20 protein-coding genes and 1 other RNA gene are annotated in these 18,854 nt (G+C 64.2%); 11 read left to right on the plus strand and 10 right to left on the minus strand.

All coding sequences use genetic code 11. From position 1 onward, the window contains the following. Positions 1–37: 37 nt before the first annotated feature. From I3J27_RS28050 to I3J27_RS28080, 7 genes are all read right to left on the minus strand, one after another. The gene (locus I3J27_RS28050) at positions 38–547 is read right to left on the minus strand and encodes a dihydrofolate reductase (RefSeq protein ID WP_270162117.1); all 510 of its coding nucleotides are present in this window, start codon (positions 545–547) and stop codon (positions 38–40) included. After that, positions 547–1,032 carry a GNAT family N-acetyltransferase gene (locus I3J27_RS28055; RefSeq protein WP_270162118.1) on the minus strand — a complete coding sequence of 162 codons (486 nt, stop codon included), beginning with the start codon at positions 1,030–1,032 and terminating at the stop codon, positions 547–549. The genes I3J27_RS28050 and I3J27_RS28055 overlap by 1 nt, the downstream gene beginning before the upstream one ends. Continuing rightward, the gene (locus I3J27_RS28060) at positions 1,033–1,827 is read right to left on the minus strand and encodes a thymidylate synthase (RefSeq protein ID WP_270162119.1); all 795 of its coding nucleotides are present in this window, start codon (positions 1,825–1,827) and stop codon (positions 1,033–1,035) included. A 219-nt stretch (positions 1,828–2,046) separates the two neighbouring features. Next, entirely contained in the window at positions 2,047–3,561 is a 1,515-nt protein-coding gene (locus I3J27_RS28065; protein ID WP_270162120.1) for a tripartite tricarboxylate transporter permease, read from the minus strand. A 7-nt stretch (positions 3,562–3,568) separates the two neighbouring features. Beyond that, the gene (locus I3J27_RS28070; protein WP_270162121.1) at positions 3,569–4,330 is read right to left on the minus strand and encodes a tripartite tricarboxylate transporter TctB family protein; all 762 of its coding nucleotides are present in this window, start codon (positions 4,328–4,330) and stop codon (positions 3,569–3,571) included. Positions 4,331–4,425: 95 nt separating this feature from the next. Continuing rightward, positions 4,426–4,956: a chromate transporter gene (locus tag I3J27_RS28075; RefSeq protein WP_270162122.1), complete on the minus strand. Its 531-nt coding sequence runs from the start codon at positions 4,954–4,956 to the stop codon at positions 4,426–4,428. Beyond that, positions 4,953–5,555, minus strand: coding sequence for a chromate transporter (locus I3J27_RS28080; RefSeq protein WP_270162123.1), 603 nt, complete (start codon positions 5,553–5,555; stop codon positions 4,953–4,955). Before I3J27_RS28080 ends, I3J27_RS28075 begins: the two co-directional genes overlap by 4 nt. Before the next feature lie 95 nt (positions 5,556–5,650). Here I3J27_RS28080 and ssrA point away from each other — a divergent pair. The 8 genes from ssrA (at position 5,651) to I3J27_RS28120 (ending at position 11,875) form a co-directional block, all read left to right on the plus strand. Further along, positions 5,651–6,016: a transfer-messenger RNA gene (ssrA, locus tag I3J27_RS28085) on the plus strand. 114 nt (positions 6,017–6,130) lie between these two features. Further along, the gene (locus tag I3J27_RS28090) at positions 6,131–6,649 is read left to right on the plus strand and encodes an SspB family protein (RefSeq protein WP_270162124.1); all 519 of its coding nucleotides are present in this window, start codon (positions 6,131–6,133) and stop codon (positions 6,647–6,649) included. An 89-nt stretch (positions 6,650–6,738) separates the two neighbouring features. Beyond that, positions 6,739–8,172 (plus strand): class II fumarate hydratase, encoded by a 1,434-nt coding sequence (gene fumC / locus I3J27_RS28095; protein ID WP_270162125.1) that lies wholly within the window; start codon positions 6,739–6,741, stop codon positions 8,170–8,172. 273 nt (positions 8,173–8,445) lie between these two features. Beyond that, the gene (locus tag I3J27_RS28100) at positions 8,446–8,634 is read left to right on the plus strand and encodes a DUF4169 family protein (protein WP_270162126.1); all 189 of its coding nucleotides are present in this window, start codon (positions 8,446–8,448) and stop codon (positions 8,632–8,634) included. Next, on the plus strand, positions 8,631–8,885 hold the full coding sequence (locus I3J27_RS28105) for a ribbon-helix-helix domain-containing protein (protein WP_148754162.1): 255 nt from the start codon (positions 8,631–8,633) through the stop codon (positions 8,883–8,885). Before I3J27_RS28100 ends, I3J27_RS28105 begins: the two co-directional genes overlap by 4 nt. 115 nt (positions 8,886–9,000) lie before the next feature. After that, entirely contained in the window at positions 9,001–9,276 is a 276-nt protein-coding gene (locus I3J27_RS28110) for a FeoA family protein (RefSeq protein WP_084805127.1), read from the plus strand. Positions 9,277–9,311: 35 nt separating this feature from the next. Then, positions 9,312–11,183, plus strand: a complete 1,872-nt coding sequence (gene feoB / locus I3J27_RS28115) for a ferrous iron transporter B (RefSeq protein WP_270162127.1) — start codon at positions 9,312–9,314, stop codon at positions 11,181–11,183. Positions 11,184–11,377: 194 nt separating this feature from the next. Then, complete coding sequence (locus tag I3J27_RS28120) at positions 11,378–11,875, plus strand: GNAT family N-acetyltransferase (RefSeq protein ID WP_270162128.1); 498 nt, start codon at positions 11,378–11,380, stop codon at positions 11,873–11,875. 12 nt (positions 11,876–11,887) lie between these two features. Here the strand turns inward: I3J27_RS28120 and I3J27_RS28125 are convergent, their stop codons facing one another. Continuing rightward, positions 11,888–12,373, minus strand: a complete 486-nt coding sequence (locus I3J27_RS28125) for a YkgB family protein (RefSeq protein WP_270162129.1) — start codon at positions 12,371–12,373, stop codon at positions 11,888–11,890. 425 nt (positions 12,374–12,798) lie between these two features. Here I3J27_RS28125 and I3J27_RS28130 point away from each other — a divergent pair, with 425 nt between their 5' ends. The 3 genes from I3J27_RS28130 to I3J27_RS28140 all read left to right on the plus strand — a co-directional run bounded on the left by I3J27_RS28130 (position 12,799) and on the right by I3J27_RS28140 (position 17,399). Next, on the plus strand, positions 12,799–13,743 hold the full coding sequence (locus I3J27_RS28130; protein ID WP_270162130.1) for a LysR family transcriptional regulator: 945 nt from the start codon (positions 12,799–12,801) through the stop codon (positions 13,741–13,743). A gap of 438 nt (positions 13,744–14,181) precedes the next feature. Further along, positions 14,182–15,696: an ATPase domain-containing protein gene (locus tag I3J27_RS28135; protein WP_270162131.1), complete on the plus strand. Its 1,515-nt coding sequence runs from the start codon at positions 14,182–14,184 to the stop codon at positions 15,694–15,696. Beyond that, positions 15,693–17,399 (plus strand): ATP-binding protein, encoded by a 1,707-nt coding sequence (locus I3J27_RS28140; RefSeq protein WP_270162132.1) that lies wholly within the window; start codon positions 15,693–15,695, stop codon positions 17,397–17,399. The genes I3J27_RS28135 and I3J27_RS28140 overlap by 4 nt, the downstream gene beginning before the upstream one ends. Before the next feature lie 46 nt (positions 17,400–17,445). On the opposite strand, the gene I3J27_RS28145 is transcribed toward I3J27_RS28140, so the two are convergent. Together I3J27_RS28145 and I3J27_RS28150 are read right to left on the minus strand one after the other, a co-directional pair. Further along, entirely contained in the window at positions 17,446–17,691 is a 246-nt protein-coding gene (locus I3J27_RS28145; RefSeq protein WP_270162133.1) for a hypothetical protein, read from the minus strand. Between the two features lie 20 nt (positions 17,692–17,711). Beyond that, positions 17,712–18,830, minus strand: coding sequence for a DUF2336 domain-containing protein (locus I3J27_RS28150; RefSeq protein ID WP_270172907.1), 1,119 nt, complete (start codon positions 18,828–18,830; stop codon positions 17,712–17,714). Positions 18,831–18,854 lie beyond the last annotated feature (24 nt).

An 18,854-nucleotide genomic window follows, 5' to 3' on the forward strand; every position in this document is an offset into this window, starting at 1 on the left:
GGCACGAAAAAGTCAATGTAAACATTGGCGAAAGCGGTTAATGGCGGGGCCGCCGACGATATGTCACATAGGAGAAGTCGGCGCTGTCGTCGGGTCCGGCGGGATGACGGATGCGCTCAACCACGTCCCACTCCGCCTTGTCGATGTCGAAATGGGTGTCGCCTTCCGGGCGCGCGTGCACCTCGGTGATTTCGAGGCGATCGGCGCGATCGAGCCATTGCCGAAAGATCTCGGCGCCGCCGATCACCGCGATCTCGGCGACCGAACGCCGCAGGGCATCGCCGCGTGCAACCGCGCCCGCATCCGCAGACGACGTCGTGACGACGGCACCGTTGGCGCGATAAGCCGGATCGCGCGTGATCACGATGTTGGTGCGGTTCGGCAGCGGCCGGGGCAGGGATTCGAAGGTCTTGCGGCCCATGACCACGGGCTTGCCGATGGTCAGCGCCTTGAAGCGCGCCATGTCGGACTTCAATCGCCACGGCATCGCATTGCCCGCGCCGATGACGCCATTCTCCGCGATCGCGACGACGAAGACGATCTCCATCAGGCAGAGCTCCCGGCAAGCCGCGTCAGCGCAGGGCCGGTGACGCGGCACAGCGTCCAGTCGTCCATCATGACGGCGCCGAGCGATTTGTAGAACGCGATCGAGGGCGCGTTCCAGTCGAGCACCGCCCATTGCAGGCGCGACCAGCCGTTGTCGACGCATTCCCTGGCAAGATAGACCAGCAGCGCCTTGCCGAGGCCCCTGCCCCGATGCGACGGCCGCACATAGAGATCTTCGAGATAGATGCCGTGGCGGCCGCTAAAGGTGGAGAAATTGAGAAACCACACCGCGAAACCGACCGGCTCGCCGTTCCACTCCGCGATCGCGCAATGGAGTTGCGGTCGCTCGCCGAACAGCGCGTCCGCAATCATCGCCTCGGACGCCTCGACCTCGTGCGAAAGCTTTTCGTACTCGGCAAGCTCGCGGATGAAAGAGAGAACCAGCCCGGCTTCGCCCGGACGCACGCGGCGGATGTTGAGCGACATCTAGACCGCGACTTCCGCCTTGATGTGCGGATGCGGGTCGTAGCCGACGAGCTCGAAATCCTCAAAGCGGAAGGAGAAGATGTCCTTCACATCAGGGTTGATCCGCATCACCGGCAGCGCCCGCGGCGCCCGCGTGAGCTGGAGCCGCGCCTGCTCCAGATGGTTGGAGTAGAGGTGAGTGTCGCCGAGCGAATGCACGAAGTCGCCGGGCTTCAGGCCCGTGACCTGCGCGACCATCAGGGTGAGCAGCGCATAGGATGCGATGTTGAAGGGCACACCGAGGAACACGTCAGCCGAGCGCTGATAGAGCTGGCACGACAATTTGCCGTTGGCGACATAGAACTGGAACAGCAGGTGGCAGGGCGGCAGCGCCATCTTCTCGACGTCGGCCGGATTCCAGGCGGTGACGATCAGCCGGCGCGAATCCGGGGTGCGCTTGATCATGTCGATGACATTGGCGATCTGATCGATGCTGCGTCCGTCGGCCGTGGGCCAGGAGCGCCATTGATGGCCGTAGACCGGGCCGAGATCGCCATTGGTGTCGGCCCACTCGTCCCAGATGGTGACGCCGTTGTCCCGCAGATATTTGATGTTGGTGTCGCCCTTCAGGAACCAGAGCAGCTCATGCACGATCGCCTTCAGCGGCAGCCGCTTGGTGGTCAGCATCGGGAAGCCGGCGGACAGATTGAAGCGCATCTGATGGCCGAACACCGACAGCGTACCGGTACCGGTCCGGTCGGTCTTCTCAGCGCCGTCTGAAAGAATCCGCTCGAGCAGGTCCTGATACTGGTGCATGTGCCAAAAACCTTAGGAAGACGGCAGCCTTTGGGGAGGCGGCGAACTTAACGGCGCCCCCCGCGCTGCGACAGCGGCGATTCGCTGTCCTCACCGATTATACCCGGAAAAGTGAGCCTTCCCGGTACAAACGACAAGAGGCGGAACTTGCGTTCCGCCCCTTGCCTATCGGCTTGATCCTGCTGCCGATTCGACTTCCGAATGCGGCGCGCGACGCCCTCAGTTCTCGGATTCGGTGAACACCTCGTCGCGCTTGGCGCGCAACGCGGGCAGCACCGTGAGGATCAGCAGAAACGCCGCGATCGCCAGCAGCACGGCCGACAGCGGACGCGTCAGGAACACGCTCCAGTCGCCGCGCGAGATCAGCAGCGCGCGGCGCAGGTTCTCTTCCATCAGCGGTCCGAGCACCATGCCGAGCAGCAACGGCGCCGGCTCGAAATCGTGCTTGATCAGCCAGTAGCCGACGAGGCCGAACACGCCTGCGAGGATGACGTCGACCGGCGCGTTGTTCACCGAGTAGATGCCGATCGCGCAGAAGATCACGATCGAGGGGAACATCAGCCGGTAAGGCACCCGCAGCAGCCGCACCCAGATGCCGACCAGCGGCAGGTTGATGATGATCAGCATCAGATTGCCGATCCACATCGAGGCGATCATGCCCCAGACGAGGTCAGGCTGCTTCTGCATCACCTGCGGGCCCGGCACGATGCCGTGGATGGTCATCGCGCCCACCATCAGCGCCATCACCGCGTTCGGCGGGATGCCGAGCGTCAGCAGCGGGATGAAGGAGGTTTGTGCCGCGGCATTGTTGGCGCTTTCCGGCGCCGCCACGCCCTCGATCGCGCCGCGGCCGAACCGCCTCGGATCCTTCGCGATCTTCTTCTCCAGCGTATAGGCGGCGAAGGACGCGATGACCGCGCCGCCACCCGGCAGGATGCCGAGGATCGAGCCGAGCACGGTGCCGCGCAGAATCGCAGGCGTCGAGTCTTTCAGATCCTTCCTGGTGGGCATCAGGCCGGTGATCTTCTGCTGCACGAGGTCGCGGTTCATCTCGGCGCCGGCGTCAAGATTGCGGATGATCTCGGCAAAGCCGAACACACCCATCGCGACCGTCGCAAAGCCGAGACCGTCGGCGAGCTCCGGAATGTTGAACGCCATGCGCGAGGCGCCGGTTTCGATGTCCGAGCCGACCATCGACAAGAGCAGGCCGAACACGATCATCGCGATCGCCTTCAGCACCGAGCCCTTGGCGAGCACGACCGCGAAGATCAGGCCGAGCACCATCAGCGAGAAATACTCGGCCGGACCGAATGCCAGCGCGAGCTTGGTCAGCGGGGCGCCGAGGACGGCGATGAGGACGGTCGCGACGCAGCCGGCGAAGAACGAGCCGATCGCCGCGATCGCCAGCGCGGGGCCGGCGCGGCCCTGCTTGGCCATCTGGTGGCCGTCGATGGCGGTGACGACCGATGTCGCCTCGCCGGGGATGTTGACCAGGATCGACGTGGTCGAGCCGCCATACTGGGCGCCGTAATAGATGCCGGCGAGCATGATCAGCGCGCCGACCGGCGGCAGTCCGAACGTGATCGGCAGCAGCATCGCGACCGTCGCGATGGTGCCGATGCCCGGGAGAACGCCGACCAGCGTGCCGACGAGGGCGCCGATCAGGCACATCAGGAGGTTGATCGGAGACAGCGCGACGGCAAAGCCGTGGGCGAGGTTGGCAAAAATATCCATCACGCCCTCACTGGATCAGGAAACGCGGAAACATCGGCATCGGCAAGCCGAGCACGTATGGGAACAGGATGGCGCAGCCGAGTGTCAGGCAGGCGCCGACGATGGCGGCCTCCAGCCAGCGCGTCTCGTCCGATCCGGTCGCAGCGATCATGAAGCTGACGAAGGCCGTGACCACGAGGCCGAGCGGCCGGATCGCCAGCGCAAAGAACAGGATCGCGAGCATCACGAACAGCGGCCCGCGCCAGGAATAATGGGCGAGCGCCGCCCCCTCCGTCAGGAGCCCGGTCAGGGCGATGCCGGCGGACAAGGCGACCAGGAGACCGCCGAACATACGTGGCGCGGTGCCTGCGCCGAAGGAGAAGCCACGCATGCCCTGCAAGTCGCTCCCAGCCCACAGCGCGAACAAGGCGAGCGCCATCAGGACGATCCCGCCGATATAGTCCTGGGCCGACCGGATGGTCATGAACAGCGTGAGGATGGCCACCGCAAAGATCGGATAGGAATAGATCAGCGCCAGCAGCACATCCGATGACGCCTTCTTGGTGTCACCGCCGATCGCTCCGATCAACGTACCCGGCGCGCCGGCGAGCAGCGCCGTGGCGTGGCTGATCAGGACGGTGGCCGGGCCCCGTCCGGCGCCCCAGCCAAAAATCGTCCCGATCGACCAGATGAATTCGAAAATCTGCGGCGCGATCGCCAGCAGACAAAAGCCGAGCGCCACCTGGGTGTTTCGGGTGGCCGTCGCTGAGTGGCCCATCGTATCGGCCATGCATGTCTCCTCCGCGACCCGTAAGTCACGAGCACTGTTGTTCTAAATCGGCTGGAAATGGATCCCCCGCCCGGACCACTGCCTAGCGATTTTCATCACACAATGCCAGCAAAACCCAACAGGCCACCGGCGAGCAGAAGCCACAGCGGATTGATGCGCGAGACGGAGGCGATCGCTGCAACCGTCGCGGTCAGAAGCAGTGCAACAAAACTGCGATCGGTCGACTGGGCGAGGATCAGGGCGCTGGCTGCCATCAATCCGATCGAAAGCGGAACCAGTGCAGCCTGAATCAGGCCGGGCCAGCGCGACTGGCTCGGCCTGTTCAGGAGACGGCTGACATAATAGGCAAGCAGCGCCGTCGGCAGGCACATCGCCAGCGTCGCCGCCAGCGCGCCGGAGATCCCGGCGACGGCATAACCGATTAACGTCACGATAAGCACGTTCGGACCGGGCGAGAGCTGCGCGATCGCATAGGCGTCGGCGAACTGCTTCTCGGTCATCCAGTGATGCACCTCGACGGCGATGCGGTGCATCTCCGGCACCGCCGCCGCGGCGCCGCCGACTGCGAACAGCGACATTAGGCCAAAGGTGGAGATCAGCGCCCAGATCGGGTTTTCGCTGTTCATGCTGCCTTCCGCCACATCAAATACGTGACGCCGATGCTGACGGGGATCGCGACCAGCAACACCGCCTGGAGCGGCAGGCGGAGCACGCCGATGGCCACGAACACGCCGAGCATCAGGATGAGCGCGACGGCGTCCATCCGCTTGAACAAGGGCGTCATCATCCGGAAGACCACCGCGATCAGCAGCCCGACCGCCGCGCAGGAGATACCCGCGAGAATGCGGCGCAGCACCTCCACATCGCCGAACCGGGCATAGATCATCGCGAGCACGGTCATGATCAGCGTCGGCGGCAAGAGCAGCCCGGTAAAGGCGGCAACGCCGCCGGCGATCCCGCGCAGCCGCGACCCGAACACCATCGACAGATTGACGATGTTGGGCCCGGGCAGGAAATGGCAGAGCGCGAAGGTCTCGTTGAATTCGTCCGCCGTCATCCAGCGGTGCTGATCGACGATAGCGTGCCGGGCAAACACCAAAACCCCACCGAAACCGGCCAGCGACATCCGGGCGAAGGCCAGGAACAGCGCAACGAGGCCGGGCGGAGCGGTATGGGCGATTGGTTGATCCGGCTCTTGGACGGCCGGTGCTGAATCCGCGGACATGTCAGGAGCTTAGACCGGGCGCGGCGATGGGGCCAAGATTACAGGTGAGCCCCTGGGGAACCTATCCCAAGGGAACATTGCGAGGGCCCTCGAAACACCTGTCATTTGAAACCTTTGCCCCCTATATTGGGGGTGCCGGTTCGCCGGCTATGGAAATAAACGGTCGTCGCAATAAACCATTCGGACCCGGGGGCGGTACCCGGCGCCTCCACCAAAGCCCACCAGCGGGGCTACCCAAGAGCGGGCTTTGGCGGGGGCGAAATAGGATCGACGAGGGCGTAAAGGGCGAACTTTTTCCCGGTATTGTTCCGCCGTTATCGGGCTATGCAATAGTTGCCAACGACAACTTTGCTCCGGTTGCTCAGGCTGCGTAACGCAGTTTGAAAGACCATTCTGAAGTCCTAACGGGTTAAGCTCCGTTAGGCGGGGTTCGGAGGCACCTGGCAACAGAAGCCTCCACTTACCTTTGATTTCCTCCCCGGCGGGGACTCCTGCTCACCCGTCAGGCGCGGTACTATTGCGGCTTGGCGAGTCGGGCCGGCAGGACCCAACTCCTGGAATGCAACAGGACCACCATGGCGACCGATCATATCCGATACGATGTGCTGGCCCGCGACGCGCTGCGCGGCGTGCTGCGGAAGGTGCTGACCGATGCCGCGTCCCAGGGACTGCCGGGCGAGCATCATTTCTTCATCACCTTCGTATCGAAGGCCGAGGGCGTGAAGCTGTCGTCGCGGTTGCTCGCGCAATACCCGGAAGAGATGACGATCATCCTGCAGCACCAGTTCTGGGATCTGACCGTGCTCGAGGACCGTTTCGAGGTCGGCCTGTCCTTCGGCGGCATTCCGGAGCGGCTGATCGTGCCGTTCAGCGCCATCAAGAGCTTCCTCGATCCGTCCGTGAAGTTCGGCCTCCAGTTCGACACTTCCGATGTCGCCGAGGTCGCGTCCGAAAATCTGCCGACCGCTCCCGCAGCCTCGGCCGTCGCGATGCCGGCCCCTGCCACTGAAGCGGCGGAAAGCACCGACGAGCCGACCGCCCCGAACCAGGGCGGCGCCGAAGTGGTGCGGCTCGATCGTTTCCGCAAGAAATGATCTAGGTTGGGCGCGAAGCCGTCGCGCCCGGCCAAACTGCCTATATAGAAGAGCACATGACAAGGCCGTGCGGCGTTTCGCGCGGCAGAATGGATGTGCTCATGGCCAAAGCTGCCCGCGCGAAGACCGCCCGCCCCGCGACCCGTATCGAGACCGACAGTTTCGGTCCCATCGAGGTCCCCGCCGATCGCTATTGGGGGGCGCAGACCGAACGCTCGCGCCAGAATTTCCGCATCGGGACGGATCGCATGCCGATCTCGCTCGTGCATGCGCTCGGCATCGTCAAGCTTGCCGCGGCGCAGTCCAACCTCGAGCTCGGCCTGCTCGACCAGCGCCGCGCGGGCGCCATCATCCGCGCCGCGCGCGAGGTGATCGAGGGCAAGCTGGACGATCATTTCCCGCTGGTGGTGTGGCAGACCGGCTCCGGCACCCAGAGCAACATGAACCTCAACGAGGTGATCGCCAACCGCGCCAATGAGCTGCTCGGCGGCGAGCTCGGCGCCAAGAAGCCGGTGCATCCCAACGACCACGTCAACATGAGCCAGTCGTCGAACGACTCGTTTCCGACCGCCATGCACATCGCGGCTGCAAGCCGCATCACTGCCGATCTCGTCCCTGCGCTCGGCGAGCTGCTCCGCGCGCTGCGCAAGAAGGAGAAAGAGTTTTCGAAGATCGTCAAGATCGGCCGCACCCACACCCAGGATGCGACGCCACTGACGCTCGGCCAGGAGTTTTCAGGTTACGCCGCGCAGGTCGAAAGCGGCATTGCGCGACTGAAGGTCGCGGTGAAGGAGCTCTATCCGCTGGCGCAGGGCGGCACCGCCGTCGGCACCGGTCTCAACTCCAAGCCGCGCTTTGCAAAACTGTTCGCAAAGCACGTTGCCGGGATCACGAAGCTGCCCTTCACCAGCGCCGCCAACAAATTCGAGGCACTGGCCTCGAACGACGCCTATGTGCTGGCGCACGGCGCCATCAATTCGGTCGCGACAGGCCTGTTCAAGATCGCCAACGACATCCGCCTTTTGGGCTCAGGCCCGCGTTCAGGCCTCGGCGAGCTGATCCTGCCGGAGAACGAGCCGGGCTCGTCGATCATGCCGGGCAAGGTCAATCCGACGCAATGCGAGGCGATGACCATGGTGTGCTGCCAGGTGTTCGGCAATCACACCGCCATCACGATCGCCGGCAGCCAGGGCCATTTCGAGCTCAACGTCTACAAGCCCGTGCTGGCCTACAACATGCTGCACTCGATCCGCCTGATGGCCGACGCCGCGCGCTCCTTCACCGAACATTGCGTCAGCGGCATCCGCGCCGACGAGAAGCGCATCAAGGAGCTGATGCAGCGCTCGCTGATGCTGGTGACGGCGCTTGCCCCGAAGATCGGCTACGACAACGCCGCGAAGGTGGCCAAGACCGCACACGCCAACGGCACCACGCTGAAGGAGGAGGCGCTCCGCCTCGGCTTCGTCTCGGCGGATGAATTCGACCGCCTGGTGCGTCCCGAGAAGATGACCAGCCCGGGATAAAATTCCGAATTCCGATAGCCATCCGTAGTGATACGGACGCTTGATTCGCAGAAATGTAGGGCTTTGGGGGCGGGATTTGATTACCGTCAATGTTGCGGTCGGGCGGCGTGTTACGCAGCCCCTGCCCCGACGGGGCGAAATTCATCGTTTGATGGCCCGAGGCCGATTGACGAGGACGAGCGAATGGCGATCAAGTCTTTTGGGGCGCGACGCGGCCCCCTGTTTCTGAATGTTTCATCCTGCCTGAAGAGGATCGGATGATGGAGACGCGGCATGGGGAACGTCATCAACCTGAATCGTTTCCGGAAGCGCGCCGAGCGGGAAGCCTCGGTGAAGCAGGCGGACGCCAATCGGGCGAAGTTCGGCCGCACGAAGGCGGAGCGGTCGGCGGAGGAGACGCACGCGGACAAGGCGAAGGCGCAGCTGGACCAGCATCAGATCGATCACGAGGATCCGTCATGAAGTCGCCCGTCGTGAAACGGTCGATCGTCGTCGCCGGCCACAAGACCAGCGTCAGCCTGGAAGAGGCGTTCTGGAACGGCATGAAGGAGATCTCGGGCCTGCGCAACATGACGTTGTCCGAGCTCGTCGGCGAGATCGACGGCGCCCGCCAGCAGGGCAATCTGTCCTCGGCGATCCGCCTGTTCGTGCTCGACTACTTCAAGAGCCGCGCCATGGCTGCCATCCAGCCGGAAAAGGTCGCGGCCCAGTAGGCGTCGGGGGCCTATCCCCAACGCGCCCCAGTTCTGCACTTTAAAATCACTCTAAGGTGCAGCTTCGGCGCGCCAGCGCGCTTGACCTCAATGCCCTGCGTTGAAAATACAGGGCATGACCGACACCAATGATACGCGTTCGCAAATGCCGCTGGGCCTGGCCCAGCGCGGCTATACCGGCGTCATTCAGCACCTCTCCGCCAGGGACGCGGGCTCGGCCCTCTCGGACATCGAGCTGGAGAGCCGGCTGATCGAGCTCGGCTTCGTCGAGGGCGCCCGGGTCGAGGTCCTGCATGAGGGGCTGGTCGGGCGCGACCCGATCGCCGTCCGTGTCGACAACATCACGATCGCGGTCCGCCGTCGTGAAGCCATGGCCATCATCGTCGCCTAGATAGCGACCCGGACCCCGATCCAAGGCCTGATCCCATGGAATTACCCTTGCTGCATCTCGCCCTGGTCGGCACGCCCAACAGCGGCAAGACCTCGCTGTTCAACGCGCTGACCGGCAGCCGGCAGAAGGTCGCGAACTATCCGGGCGTCACGGTCGAGCGCAAGGAAGGCTTCTTCGTCACGCCGCAGGGCCGCCAGGTCTCGGTGGTCGACCTGCCCGGCACCTATTCGCTGCGCGGCCGCAGCCCGGACGAGGAGATCACCCGCGACTTCGTGCTCGGCAAGGCCTCCGGCGAGACCGTGCCCGACCTCGTGCTCTGCGTGGCCGATTCCACCAATCTGCGCCTGACCATCCGCCTGCTGCTTGAGCTGAAGCGCACGGGACGGCCGATGGTCCTCGTGCTCAACATGTTCGACATCGCGAGCCGCCGCGGCATCACGGTCGACGTCGAACGGCTCGCCAAGGAGCTCGGCGTGCCCGTGGTCACCTCGATCGCGGTGCGCAAGGGCGGCACGGCCGATCTCCTGGCGCTGACGGACGAGATTTCGGCCAAGCTCGCCGCCGAGCCGCAGGAAAACAGCTGGCGCGCGCTCAGCGTCGCCGAGCTGCGCGCCACCCAGCGCGAGGCCGACCGCATCATCGCCGACTGCGTCAGCCTGCCGGCCCGGCCCGACACCTGGACCGCGCGGATCGATGCGGTGGTGCTGCATCCCGTCGGCGGGCTGATCGTGCTCGCGCTCATCCTGTTCGTGATGTTCCAGGCGGTGTTCGCCTGGGCGCAGCCGGTGATGGACCTGCTCAAGTCCAGCTTCGATGCGCTCGGCGAGTTCGTGCAAGCCACCCTGCCCGACGGCTTGCTGCAGAGCTTCCTCCAGAACGGCGTGATCTCGGGCGTCGGCAGCGTCATCGTGTTCCTGCCGCAGATCATCCTCATCTTCCTGTTCATCCTGCTCTTGGAAGATTTCGGCTACATGGCGCGCGCCGCGTTCCTGATGGACCGCATCATGGGCGGCGCCGGCCTGCACGGCCGCGCCTTCATTCCGCTGCTGTCGAGCTTTGCCTGCGCCATTCCCGGCATCATGGCGACGCGCGTGATCGACGACAAGCGCGACCGCCTGACCACGATCCTGATCGCGCCGCTGATGACCTGCTCGGCGCGCATTCCGGTCTACACGCTGATCATCTCCGCCTTCATCCCTGCAAAAGACGTCTGGGGCTTCATCAACCTCCAGGGTCTCGTGATGTTCGGCCTCTATGCGGCCGGTATCGCCAGTGCGCTTGCCGTCTCGTTCCTGATCAAGTTCTTCATGCTGCGCGACTATGCGCCGGCCCCGTTCATGCTGGAGCTGCCGGACTACAAGATGCCGCAGCTGAAATCGATCGTGATCGGCATCTTCACTCGCGCAAAGATGTTTCTCTACCGCGCCGGCACCACGATCTTCTCGATGATGGTGCTGATCTGGTTCCTGGCCTCATTCCCGCAGCCGCCGGCAGGCAGCACGGAGCCCGCCATCGACTTCAGCCTCGCTGCGATGATCGGCAAGGCGCTCGAGCCGCTGCTCGCGCCCGTCGGCTTCAACTGGCAGATCGCGGTGGCGCTGATCCCGGGCATGGCGGCACGCGAGGTCGCGGTCGCAGCGCTCGGCACCGTCTATGCGATCGAAGGCGGCAAGGAAGCCGCCGAGCAGATCGGCTCGGTGCTGGCGACGAAATGGTCGCTCGCCACCGCCCTGTCGATGCTGGCTTGGTACATCTTCGCCCCGCAATGCGCCTCCACGCTCGCCGTGATCCGGCGCGAGACCGGAAGCTGGGGCTGGATGGCGGCGACCTTCACCTACATGCTGGTGCTGGCCTATGCGGCGAGCCTTCTGACCTACAACGTCGCGGTCGCGCTCGGGGCGGGATAGCCCTCTCGAAACCAAAACTGCGAAAACAACCCCATGCACAGTAGACGGGGGGTGTGAAATCAATGGCTTATGCGTGTGCGAAATCGTCCCGGCCACGCCCCGGTTGACCCGTCGGGCAAAACACTGGCACGATGGCATCATCGGTGCCGACGACATCAAGATCGCGACCAACTCCAAAGCGGCAATCCGTTTCCATGGATCACTTCAGCACCACGCGGCTAACCGCCGAGAGGCTGAACGAAAGTCACCTCGCCGATCTCGTCACGCTGCATCTCGATGCCGAGGTCTCGCGCTATCTCGGCGGCGTGCGTGCACCCGAGGTCACCAAGACCTATCTTGCGACCAACATGGCGCATTGGGACCAGCACGGCTTTGGACTCTGGACATTGCGCACGAAAGAGGGCGCGTTCGCCGGGCGCGCAGGCATCCGGCACATCCTGGTCGACGACATCGACGAGATCGAGATTTCCTACGCGTTCACGCGTGCGTGCTGGGGCCGGGGATTTGCAAGCGAGATCGCGACGGCGCTGACGGAGATCGGGCTGTCAAAGCTCGCGCTCGCCTCGCTCATCGGCATCGTCTACGCAGGGAACGTCGCATCGCGCCGCGTGCTGGAGAAATCGAACTATCTCCTGGAGCGAAGCACGATCCGCCACGGCAATGACGTCGTGATCTACCGCAAACGGCGATGAAAGACCCGGCGCTCAGCCGGTGCGCAGCCGGACCACCGATTGCGGCAGCGAGGCGAGAAACAACACTGCGCAGACGCACAGCAGGACGATGTCCTTGAACAGGAATTCGCCGGTCAGATTCCACGCCATCGGATCGGTTGAAAGGCTCCATGTCACGACGCCCGGCGTCGTGAAGAAGAACGACCATGTGACGGCGAAGGTCACCACGCCCATGAATGAACCGAGCGCGGACAGGACGGCGCTGAAGCTGCCTGCCGCGAGCAGCGCGGCAATCACGAACTCGACGACACCGAGAAAGTAGGCCTCTCCCCTCAACCCGAACACCGACAGCCAGGAGACGAACGGACTGTTGCTGATGAACTGGGCGATGCCCTGTGCGGATTGCAATGTGAATTTCTGCATTCCGAACGACACGAAGATGATCACCATGACCCAGCGGAGAATGGCCAGCGGACGATAGGAACCGCCACCGTTCTCAGCGATGTTGAACCCTTTCATCCGACCATGTCTCCTCGATTGCACGTCCGTCAGCTGTGCGAAAATCGTTCGCTGACATCTGTACGAGGGAGATCTTCCGTCGTTACCTGCAGGCGCGGGTTCACGGATCACGACTGCGTGCAACAAGCGTGTCCGCACTACCGGACCGGCGGCGCCAGCCGCGGGCCCTCCTGCGCGGTGACGGCGAGACGCCACCGCGCAGGAGCCTGAGCCGCCCCCAGCCCCTCAGAGCGGCCCTGTGCACATCTCGCTCACCACGCGTAGCGCGGAGCCGTGCGGTGTCGGCATAGGTCCGCGCTCATTCCCATTCCAGACGAACCAAGCTCTTTCAGCGATGAATCACTTGCCGCCCCGTCGTGAGATGACAAAGCATGTCTTCATGTGTCAAATTCATCAAAAGCAAAATTCAATGAGCTCAACGCATCATGATCACCATCCGGCACATCGAGATCGTCAACGCCCTCGCCCACCATCGTCATTTCGGCCGCGCGGCCGAGGCCCTGGGCATCACCCAATCGGCGCTGACGCGCGCGCTTCAGGCGCTCGAAGGCGATCTCGGGGTGCGGCTGTTCGACAGGGGAACGGGCGTCCCCGAGCCGACGATCTTCGGCCGCATCGTGCTGGAGCGCGGCGAGCCGGTGACGCGCAGCATGGACGTCCTGTCGCGCGAGATCCGTCTGGCCAGGGGGTTGGAGGTCGGCGAGATCACCGTCGTTGCCGGCACGTTTCCGTCCGAGCTCTGGGTGCCTCAGGCACTCGGACGTCTCGCGATGGAATTTCCGAATGTCCGCTGCCGCCTGCGTTCCACTGAAGCCCGGTTCGCGGTCAAGGAGGTGCTGAACGGCAGGGCTGATATCGCGATTGCCGACCGGGTCGAGGTCCGCGACCTCGACGATCTCGCGTTCGAGAAACTGGTCACCGCCAAGGTCGCCCTGTACTGCCGGCGCGGCCATCCGCTGCTGCGGCACAAGGTGATCAAGCCGGACGACCTGCTGGACTATCCCCTGACCGGTCCTAGTCCCTCGCATTATTCGTCCGAGACGGTGGACGGCCCCGGCGACTACGGCGCATTGACCGTCCCGAAATCCGGCGGGTTCGTTCCGCGGATCTGGGCCGAGAGCTTCGCTGCGATGCGCCAGGTGGTGATGGCGAGCGACGCGGTCGGCTGGGCACCGGTCCCGCTCCTGGAGCCCTATTGGCGCCGGCGCGAGCTCGCCCATCTGGTGATGAAGCCTGCGCCGATCGACATCGAATTCGGCCTCATCACCCAGCGTCACCGCACGCCGGCGCCGGCAGTGACGACGTTCATCAGGATCATCTCGGCGATCGCCGCGAACAAACAAGTGCCGCGCGATCTGACCGGCGGATAACGTCACCGCGGGGCCACGCGGGTCTTACCTGAAAGACCCCGGCACGAGATCGACATCGGCGCTGTCCACCACCGCGCCGTTCAGCTCGGCGTCGATGACACGGCGGCAGGGCTTTGATTGCGGCATGGCCGCCGAGATCGTTGGCGGCTTCGAGCACAGCACGAACCGTCACGGCGAGGACGCCGTGATTGATCGTATCCGGCGGTGAATATCGCAATCGCCGGAGTGCGCGGAGGTCCGGACTTGCCTGTGTTCAATTTTGCACCGACACGAGCGAAACGTCGGCGCCTCCTTCCGACAGGCAGGAGACCGCCGATCGCCGGGAACTCGACCTCCGCTGAAGAGTTCCTTGTAAGGACCCGCGCTGGTCCCAGCCCCTAGCTTGCGGACGCTTGGGGCAAATAGCGGGCTTCAGGAAGATGCCTCAAGGGGGGTTCGATGACTCATCCATCCCGGGCTGCTCTCGACAGCGCCTTCAAGGATTTGCCGAGAGTTTCGACCGGCAGCGATGGCCTGGATGACATCCTGGGCGGCGGCCTGGACGCCAATCGGATGTACCTCTACGAGGGCCGGCCGGGCACTGGCAAGACCACGATTGCGCTGCAATTCCTTCTCAGGGGCGTGCGTGACGGCGAACGCGTCCTCTATATCTCCCTGTCCGAAACGAGGCGGGAGCTGGAGCTTGTCGCGCATCGGCACCGCTGGTCTCTGCAAGGCGTTGATATTTTCGAACTGGTCCCGCCGGAGACAACGCTCGATCCGGAGCGAGAGCTCACGGTCTTCCATCCCGCGGAAATGGAGCTGAGCGAAACCACCAATCTGATCTTCAGGGAGGTCGAGAGGATCAATCCCACCCGGGTGGTGCTCGACAGCCTGTCTGAACTACGCCTGCTGGCCCAGAACCCGCTTCGCTACAGGCGCCAGGTGCTGGCCTTGAAGCATTTCTTCACCAATCGCAACTGCACCGTCATCCTGCTCGACGATCTGTCATCGTCTCAGGACGATCTGCAACTGCACTCCATCGCGCACGGCGTGGTGATGCTCGAACAGCTTGCGATCGACTATGGCGCCGAACGGCGACGGCTCCGCGTGATCAAGATGCGCGGCATCCGGTTTCGCGGCGGCTTCCACGATTTTACGATCGCAGAAGGAGGCCTGAAGATATACCCCCGGCTCGTCGCTGCCGAGCATCACAAGAACTTTTCGGGTGAGTTCACGCCCAGCGGCAGCGCCGAGCTCGACCAACTGCTGGGCGGCGGCCTCGAGCGCGGCACCAACGCGCTTCTCATCGGCGCAGCGGGCGTCGGCAAATCGTCGCTTGCGCTAACCTATGCGATTGCGGCGGCCCGGCGTGGCGAGCACGCCGTGTTCTTCGCCTTCGATGAAGGCCGGGCCACCGTCGAAGCGCGGGCCCGCACGCTCGGCCTGCCGCTCCAGGAGCACATTGAGTCCGGACGAATTCGGTTTCAGCAGATCGATCCCGCCGAGCTGTCCCCCGGCGAGTTCGCCGCGAGCCTGCGCCAGAGCGTCGAGGTCGACAATGCCCGCGTGGTCGTCATCGACAGCCTGAACGGCTACCTGAACGCAATGCCGGATGAGCGGTTTCTCATCCTGCAAATGCATGAGCTCCTGAGCTATTTGGCGCAGCAGGGCGTGCTGACCATTCTGATCCTGGCTCAACATGGGCTGGTGGGCCCGATGGATACGCCGCTCGACATCAGCTATTTGAGCGATGCCGTGCTGATGCTGCGCTATTTCGAGTTCGGCGGAAGAGTGCGGCGCGCCTTGTCCGTCGTCAAAAAGCGCAGCGGCAACCACGAGCATAACATCCGCGAGTTTCGGCTCGCCAGCGCCGGAATCAAACTCGGCCCGCCTCTCCACGAGTTCAGCGGCATCTTTTCCGGCAATCCGCATTATACCGGCAAGGAGATCCCGGAAGGCCCGGCCGAATGAGCGCCGACCGGGACCACAGGGTTCTGATCTTTGCTCCGATCGGGCGCGACGGACCGGCTTCGGCCGAGCTCTTTCGCGGCGCCAATCTGGAAGCGATCAACTGCCGAGATCTCCCCGGACTCATCAGCGAGATGACTGAAGGTGTGGGCGCCGTATTCCTGGCCGAGGAGGGATTGTTCGGGAAAGACACGGCGCCGCTGGCACAATGGATCGCAAACCAGCCGCCATGGTCGGACCTGCCTTTTGTCGTTCTCACCAGCCATCGGGAGCAACCGGCGGTCATCGCCTGGCGGCGCAGTATCGTCGCGCTTCTCCGCAACGTTTCGCTGCTCGAGCGACCGGTTCAACCGATCACGCTGACCAGCGCGGTTCAATCAGCGATGCGAGCACGCCGGCGCCAGTATGAGATCCGGGCTCTGCTTGCCGCGCGCGAGCAGACGGCGCAGGAGCTCGAGAAGCTGGTGGTCGAACGGACGAGGGAGCTGGAGGAGGCCAATAACCAGCTTCGCCTCGAAATGAACGAGCGCACTCGCGTGGAGGAAACTCTCCGCCAGGCCCAGAAGATCGAAGCCATCGGCCAGCTCACCGGCGGCGTGGCTCACGACTTCAACAACCTCTTGATGGTGATTTCCGGCGGGCTCGACATGCTCGACCGCCAGACGGATCCGAACCGCCGTCGGCGACTGATGGACGGGATGATCCAGGCGGCGCAGCGCGGCGCCAGCCTGACCAAGCAGCTTCTGGCATTTTCTCGCCGGCAGAAGCTTCGTCCCGAACCCGTTGACGTCGCCGCGCAGATCGGCGGCATGCGTGAACTGCTCGATCGCAGCCTGAGGGGGGACGTCCATGTCGAGTTCGAATTCCCGGAATCGCTCTGGCCGGTCGAGGTCGATCCCGGCGAGCTCGAGCTGGTCATTCTCAACCTGGCCGTCAACGCCCGCGACGCCATGCCCAATGGCGGCACGATCATCGTGCGCGGGGAAAATCTGCCTGGCCTCAACGACGAGCAGATCGCGGGCGACTATGTCCGGCTGTCCGTCATCGATACCGGCGTCGGCATGAGTCCGGAGATCCTGTCGCGGGTGTTCGAACCGTTCTTCACGACCAAGGACGTCGGAAAGGGGTCGGGGCTCGGGCTCGCACAGGTCCATGGATTTGCGACGCAGTCCCGAGGCACGGTCCGAATTCAATCGGAGGTCGGCCGTGGCACCAGCATCGAGCTCTATTTGCCGCGATCGTTCGACGTTCCTTCCCGGGAGCGCCACCTCATCGACCTCACCAGGGTGCGGCCGAAGAAGAGCAGCCATGGCCGCATTCTCCTGGTCGAGGACGACGACGAAGTTGCGGCCCTGGTCGGCGAGATGCTCGGCCAGCTCGGTTACGACGTCACGCGCGCCGCCAGCGCCGCGGCGGCTCTCGGTGCGCTGGCCGACGGCCGCACCGTCGACCTGGTTTTTTCCGATATCATGATGCCGGGCGGAATGAACGGGGTCGAGCTCGCGCAGGAGATCAAGAAACGTCGAACCGACATCCCGGTCCTGCTGACCAGCGGATATGCCGAAGCCGCAGTCCACGAGGCCGAAGCTGCGGATATTCAGATCCTGGCAAAGCCCTATCACATCGACGAGCTGGCCGCCGCGCTGAGCGCGGCAAGGTCAAGCCTACGTCGCGATGCAGGATCCAGACGCTCCGGGTCCTGCTGAGATTGGTCTCGGATTACGCTCCCGCTCCATCAGGGCTGCGGCGCGTTTACCGGAAGTACCCCAGCACGAGATCCACATCTGCGCTGCCGGCGACCGTGCCGTTCAGCTCGGCGTCGATGACGCGGCGGCAGGCTGCGATCGCGGCGTGGTCGCCGAGATCGTTGGCGGCTTCCAGCACGAGCCAGGCGGCGTCGACCGACGCCTTGTCCGATGCTCCGCCGCCGATATCGCCGGCCGGGGCCTTGTTGAGGTTCTTGGTCTTGCGAACTGCGGTGCCGAATTGAGGCAACATTGCAAATACTCCCCTCTGGCTCAGTGCACCTGAAGCTCGGGCTGACGGCCCGCATCGGCACCCGCGCCGGTCTTGCGCGACTGGTAGAACTTCAGAACGCTGCGCGAGGTCTCGATCTTGAGCTTGCCGAACTCGCGCTCGCAGTCCTGAAGCTCGCGCGCCGTGATCAGATGATCCTTGGCGCCGAGGAACAGCAGCGACATGGTCGTGTCCCAGGAGAAGTCGAGCGCCTTGCACAACACCAGAAGGATCTCGCGGTTGCGGTCCATCATCGCCCGCTCGATCACGTCGACCGGCAGTGACGACAGCAGCGACAGGCCGATCTGCACCTCGTCGAAGCGGTGCTGGCGCGCATAATTCGAGATCGAATCCTGGTTGAGGTTGCCCTGGCGGTGCTGCGTCGTCACCACCCGCTTGGCGACGAAATAGCTGCGCGAGGACGGGCCGAACTTGGACTGGAGATCGCCGGTGACCTCGGTCACCGAGCTCTGGATCTGCGACATCATCTCGGGCCGCTCGGTCTCGAGCCGGCGGCGGACGTCCTCGGACGCTTTCGAGATCAGCTGCTGGAAGATGTGGCGCGGCACGTCCTTGCGCAGGCCGAGCTGCTCGGCAAGGATCGAATCGCCCTCCGCGCGCCGGACCATGTGCAAGAGGCCGGAGCCGGAGAAGCGCGCGCCCTCGTTTTTGGCGACGGAGGTCACGACCTGCTGGTCGCCGCGCTTGACCAGCACGTCGGTGACGGCTTCGCCGATCGATTGGCGCTGGGCGATCGCGAGCAGATGCGCCTGCCCCTTGGTCAAGGCGCTCTCGACCAGCATCTTCTCGTCGATACGATTGGAGTCGCGCAGCACGGGACCGGCGACGGCAATCTCGTCGTCGAGGGCGAGCTTCTCGATGACGTTGAGCGGCGCGTGATCGCACGCCGACATCACGTCCGAGAGCTGCGCACGCGCGGCCACCTCGATCTCGTCGGCCAGCCGTCCGATGACCTCGCCGAACATGCTGATCTCGTCGTCGCTGTAGCGGCCGGTGATCAGGATGTCGGTCGCATGCCACAACGCCTTCGCCCGGCTCTCGTCGGTGCCGCGTGCGATCGCGTCGTCCAGATCCTGTAGAAGCGATTTCGCCCCGTTCATCTCGTTACCCCAGTTCTTGGCAGG

The organism is Bradyrhizobium xenonodulans (genome assembly GCF_027594865.1).
Lineage (GTDB): Bacteria > Pseudomonadota > Alphaproteobacteria > Rhizobiales > Xanthobacteraceae > Bradyrhizobium > Bradyrhizobium xenonodulans.

What these genes read in the sequence shown, in the direction of transcription:
- I3J27_RS28050 (WP_270162117.1), bottom strand. Translation starts at nt 547, where the DNA reads ATGGAGATCGTCTTCGTCGTCGCGATCGCGGAGAATGGCGTCATCGGC.
- I3J27_RS28055 (WP_270162118.1), bottom strand. Translation starts at nt 1,032, where the DNA reads ATGTCGCTCAACATCCGCCGCGTGCGTCCGGGCGAAGCCGGGCTGGTT.
- I3J27_RS28060 (WP_270162119.1), bottom strand. Translation starts at nt 1,827, where the DNA reads ATGCACCAGTATCAGGACCTGCTCGAGCGGATTCTTTCAGACGGCGCT.
- I3J27_RS28065 (WP_270162120.1), bottom strand. Translation starts at nt 3,561, where the DNA reads ATGGATATTTTTGCCAACCTCGCCCACGGCTTTGCCGTCGCGCTGTCT.
- I3J27_RS28070 (WP_270162121.1), bottom strand. Translation starts at nt 4,330, where the DNA reads ATGGCCGATACGATGGGCCACTCAGCGACGGCCACCCGAAACACCCAG.
- I3J27_RS28075 (WP_270162122.1), bottom strand. Translation starts at nt 4,956, where the DNA reads ATGAACAGCGAAAACCCGATCTGGGCGCTGATCTCCACCTTTGGCCTA.
- I3J27_RS28080 (WP_270162123.1), bottom strand. Translation starts at nt 5,555, where the DNA reads ATGTCCGCGGATTCAGCACCGGCCGTCCAAGAGCCGGATCAACCAATC.
- I3J27_RS28090 (WP_270162124.1), top strand. Translation starts at nt 6,131, where the DNA reads ATGGCGACCGATCATATCCGATACGATGTGCTGGCCCGCGACGCGCTG.
- fumC (WP_270162125.1), top strand. Translation starts at nt 6,739, where the DNA reads ATGGATGTGCTCATGGCCAAAGCTGCCCGCGCGAAGACCGCCCGCCCC.
- I3J27_RS28100 (WP_270162126.1), top strand. Translation starts at nt 8,446, where the DNA reads ATGGGGAACGTCATCAACCTGAATCGTTTCCGGAAGCGCGCCGAGCGG.
- I3J27_RS28105 (WP_148754162.1), top strand. Translation starts at nt 8,631, where the DNA reads ATGAAGTCGCCCGTCGTGAAACGGTCGATCGTCGTCGCCGGCCACAAG.
- I3J27_RS28110 (WP_084805127.1), top strand. Translation starts at nt 9,001, where the DNA reads ATGACCGACACCAATGATACGCGTTCGCAAATGCCGCTGGGCCTGGCC.
- feoB (WP_270162127.1), top strand. Translation starts at nt 9,312, where the DNA reads ATGGAATTACCCTTGCTGCATCTCGCCCTGGTCGGCACGCCCAACAGC.
- I3J27_RS28120 (WP_270162128.1), top strand. Translation starts at nt 11,378, where the DNA reads ATGGATCACTTCAGCACCACGCGGCTAACCGCCGAGAGGCTGAACGAA.
- I3J27_RS28125 (WP_270162129.1), bottom strand. Translation starts at nt 12,373, where the DNA reads ATGAAAGGGTTCAACATCGCTGAGAACGGTGGCGGTTCCTATCGTCCG.
- I3J27_RS28130 (WP_270162130.1), top strand. Translation starts at nt 12,799, where the DNA reads ATGATCACCATCCGGCACATCGAGATCGTCAACGCCCTCGCCCACCAT.
- I3J27_RS28135 (WP_270162131.1), top strand. Translation starts at nt 14,182, where the DNA reads ATGACTCATCCATCCCGGGCTGCTCTCGACAGCGCCTTCAAGGATTTG.
- I3J27_RS28140 (WP_270162132.1), top strand. Translation starts at nt 15,693, where the DNA reads ATGAGCGCCGACCGGGACCACAGGGTTCTGATCTTTGCTCCGATCGGG.
- I3J27_RS28145 (WP_270162133.1), bottom strand. Translation starts at nt 17,691, where the DNA reads ATGTTGCCTCAATTCGGCACCGCAGTTCGCAAGACCAAGAACCTCAAC.
- I3J27_RS28150 (WP_270172907.1), bottom strand. Translation starts at nt 18,830, where the DNA reads ATGAACGGGGCGAAATCGCTTCTACAGGATCTGGACGACGCGATCGCA.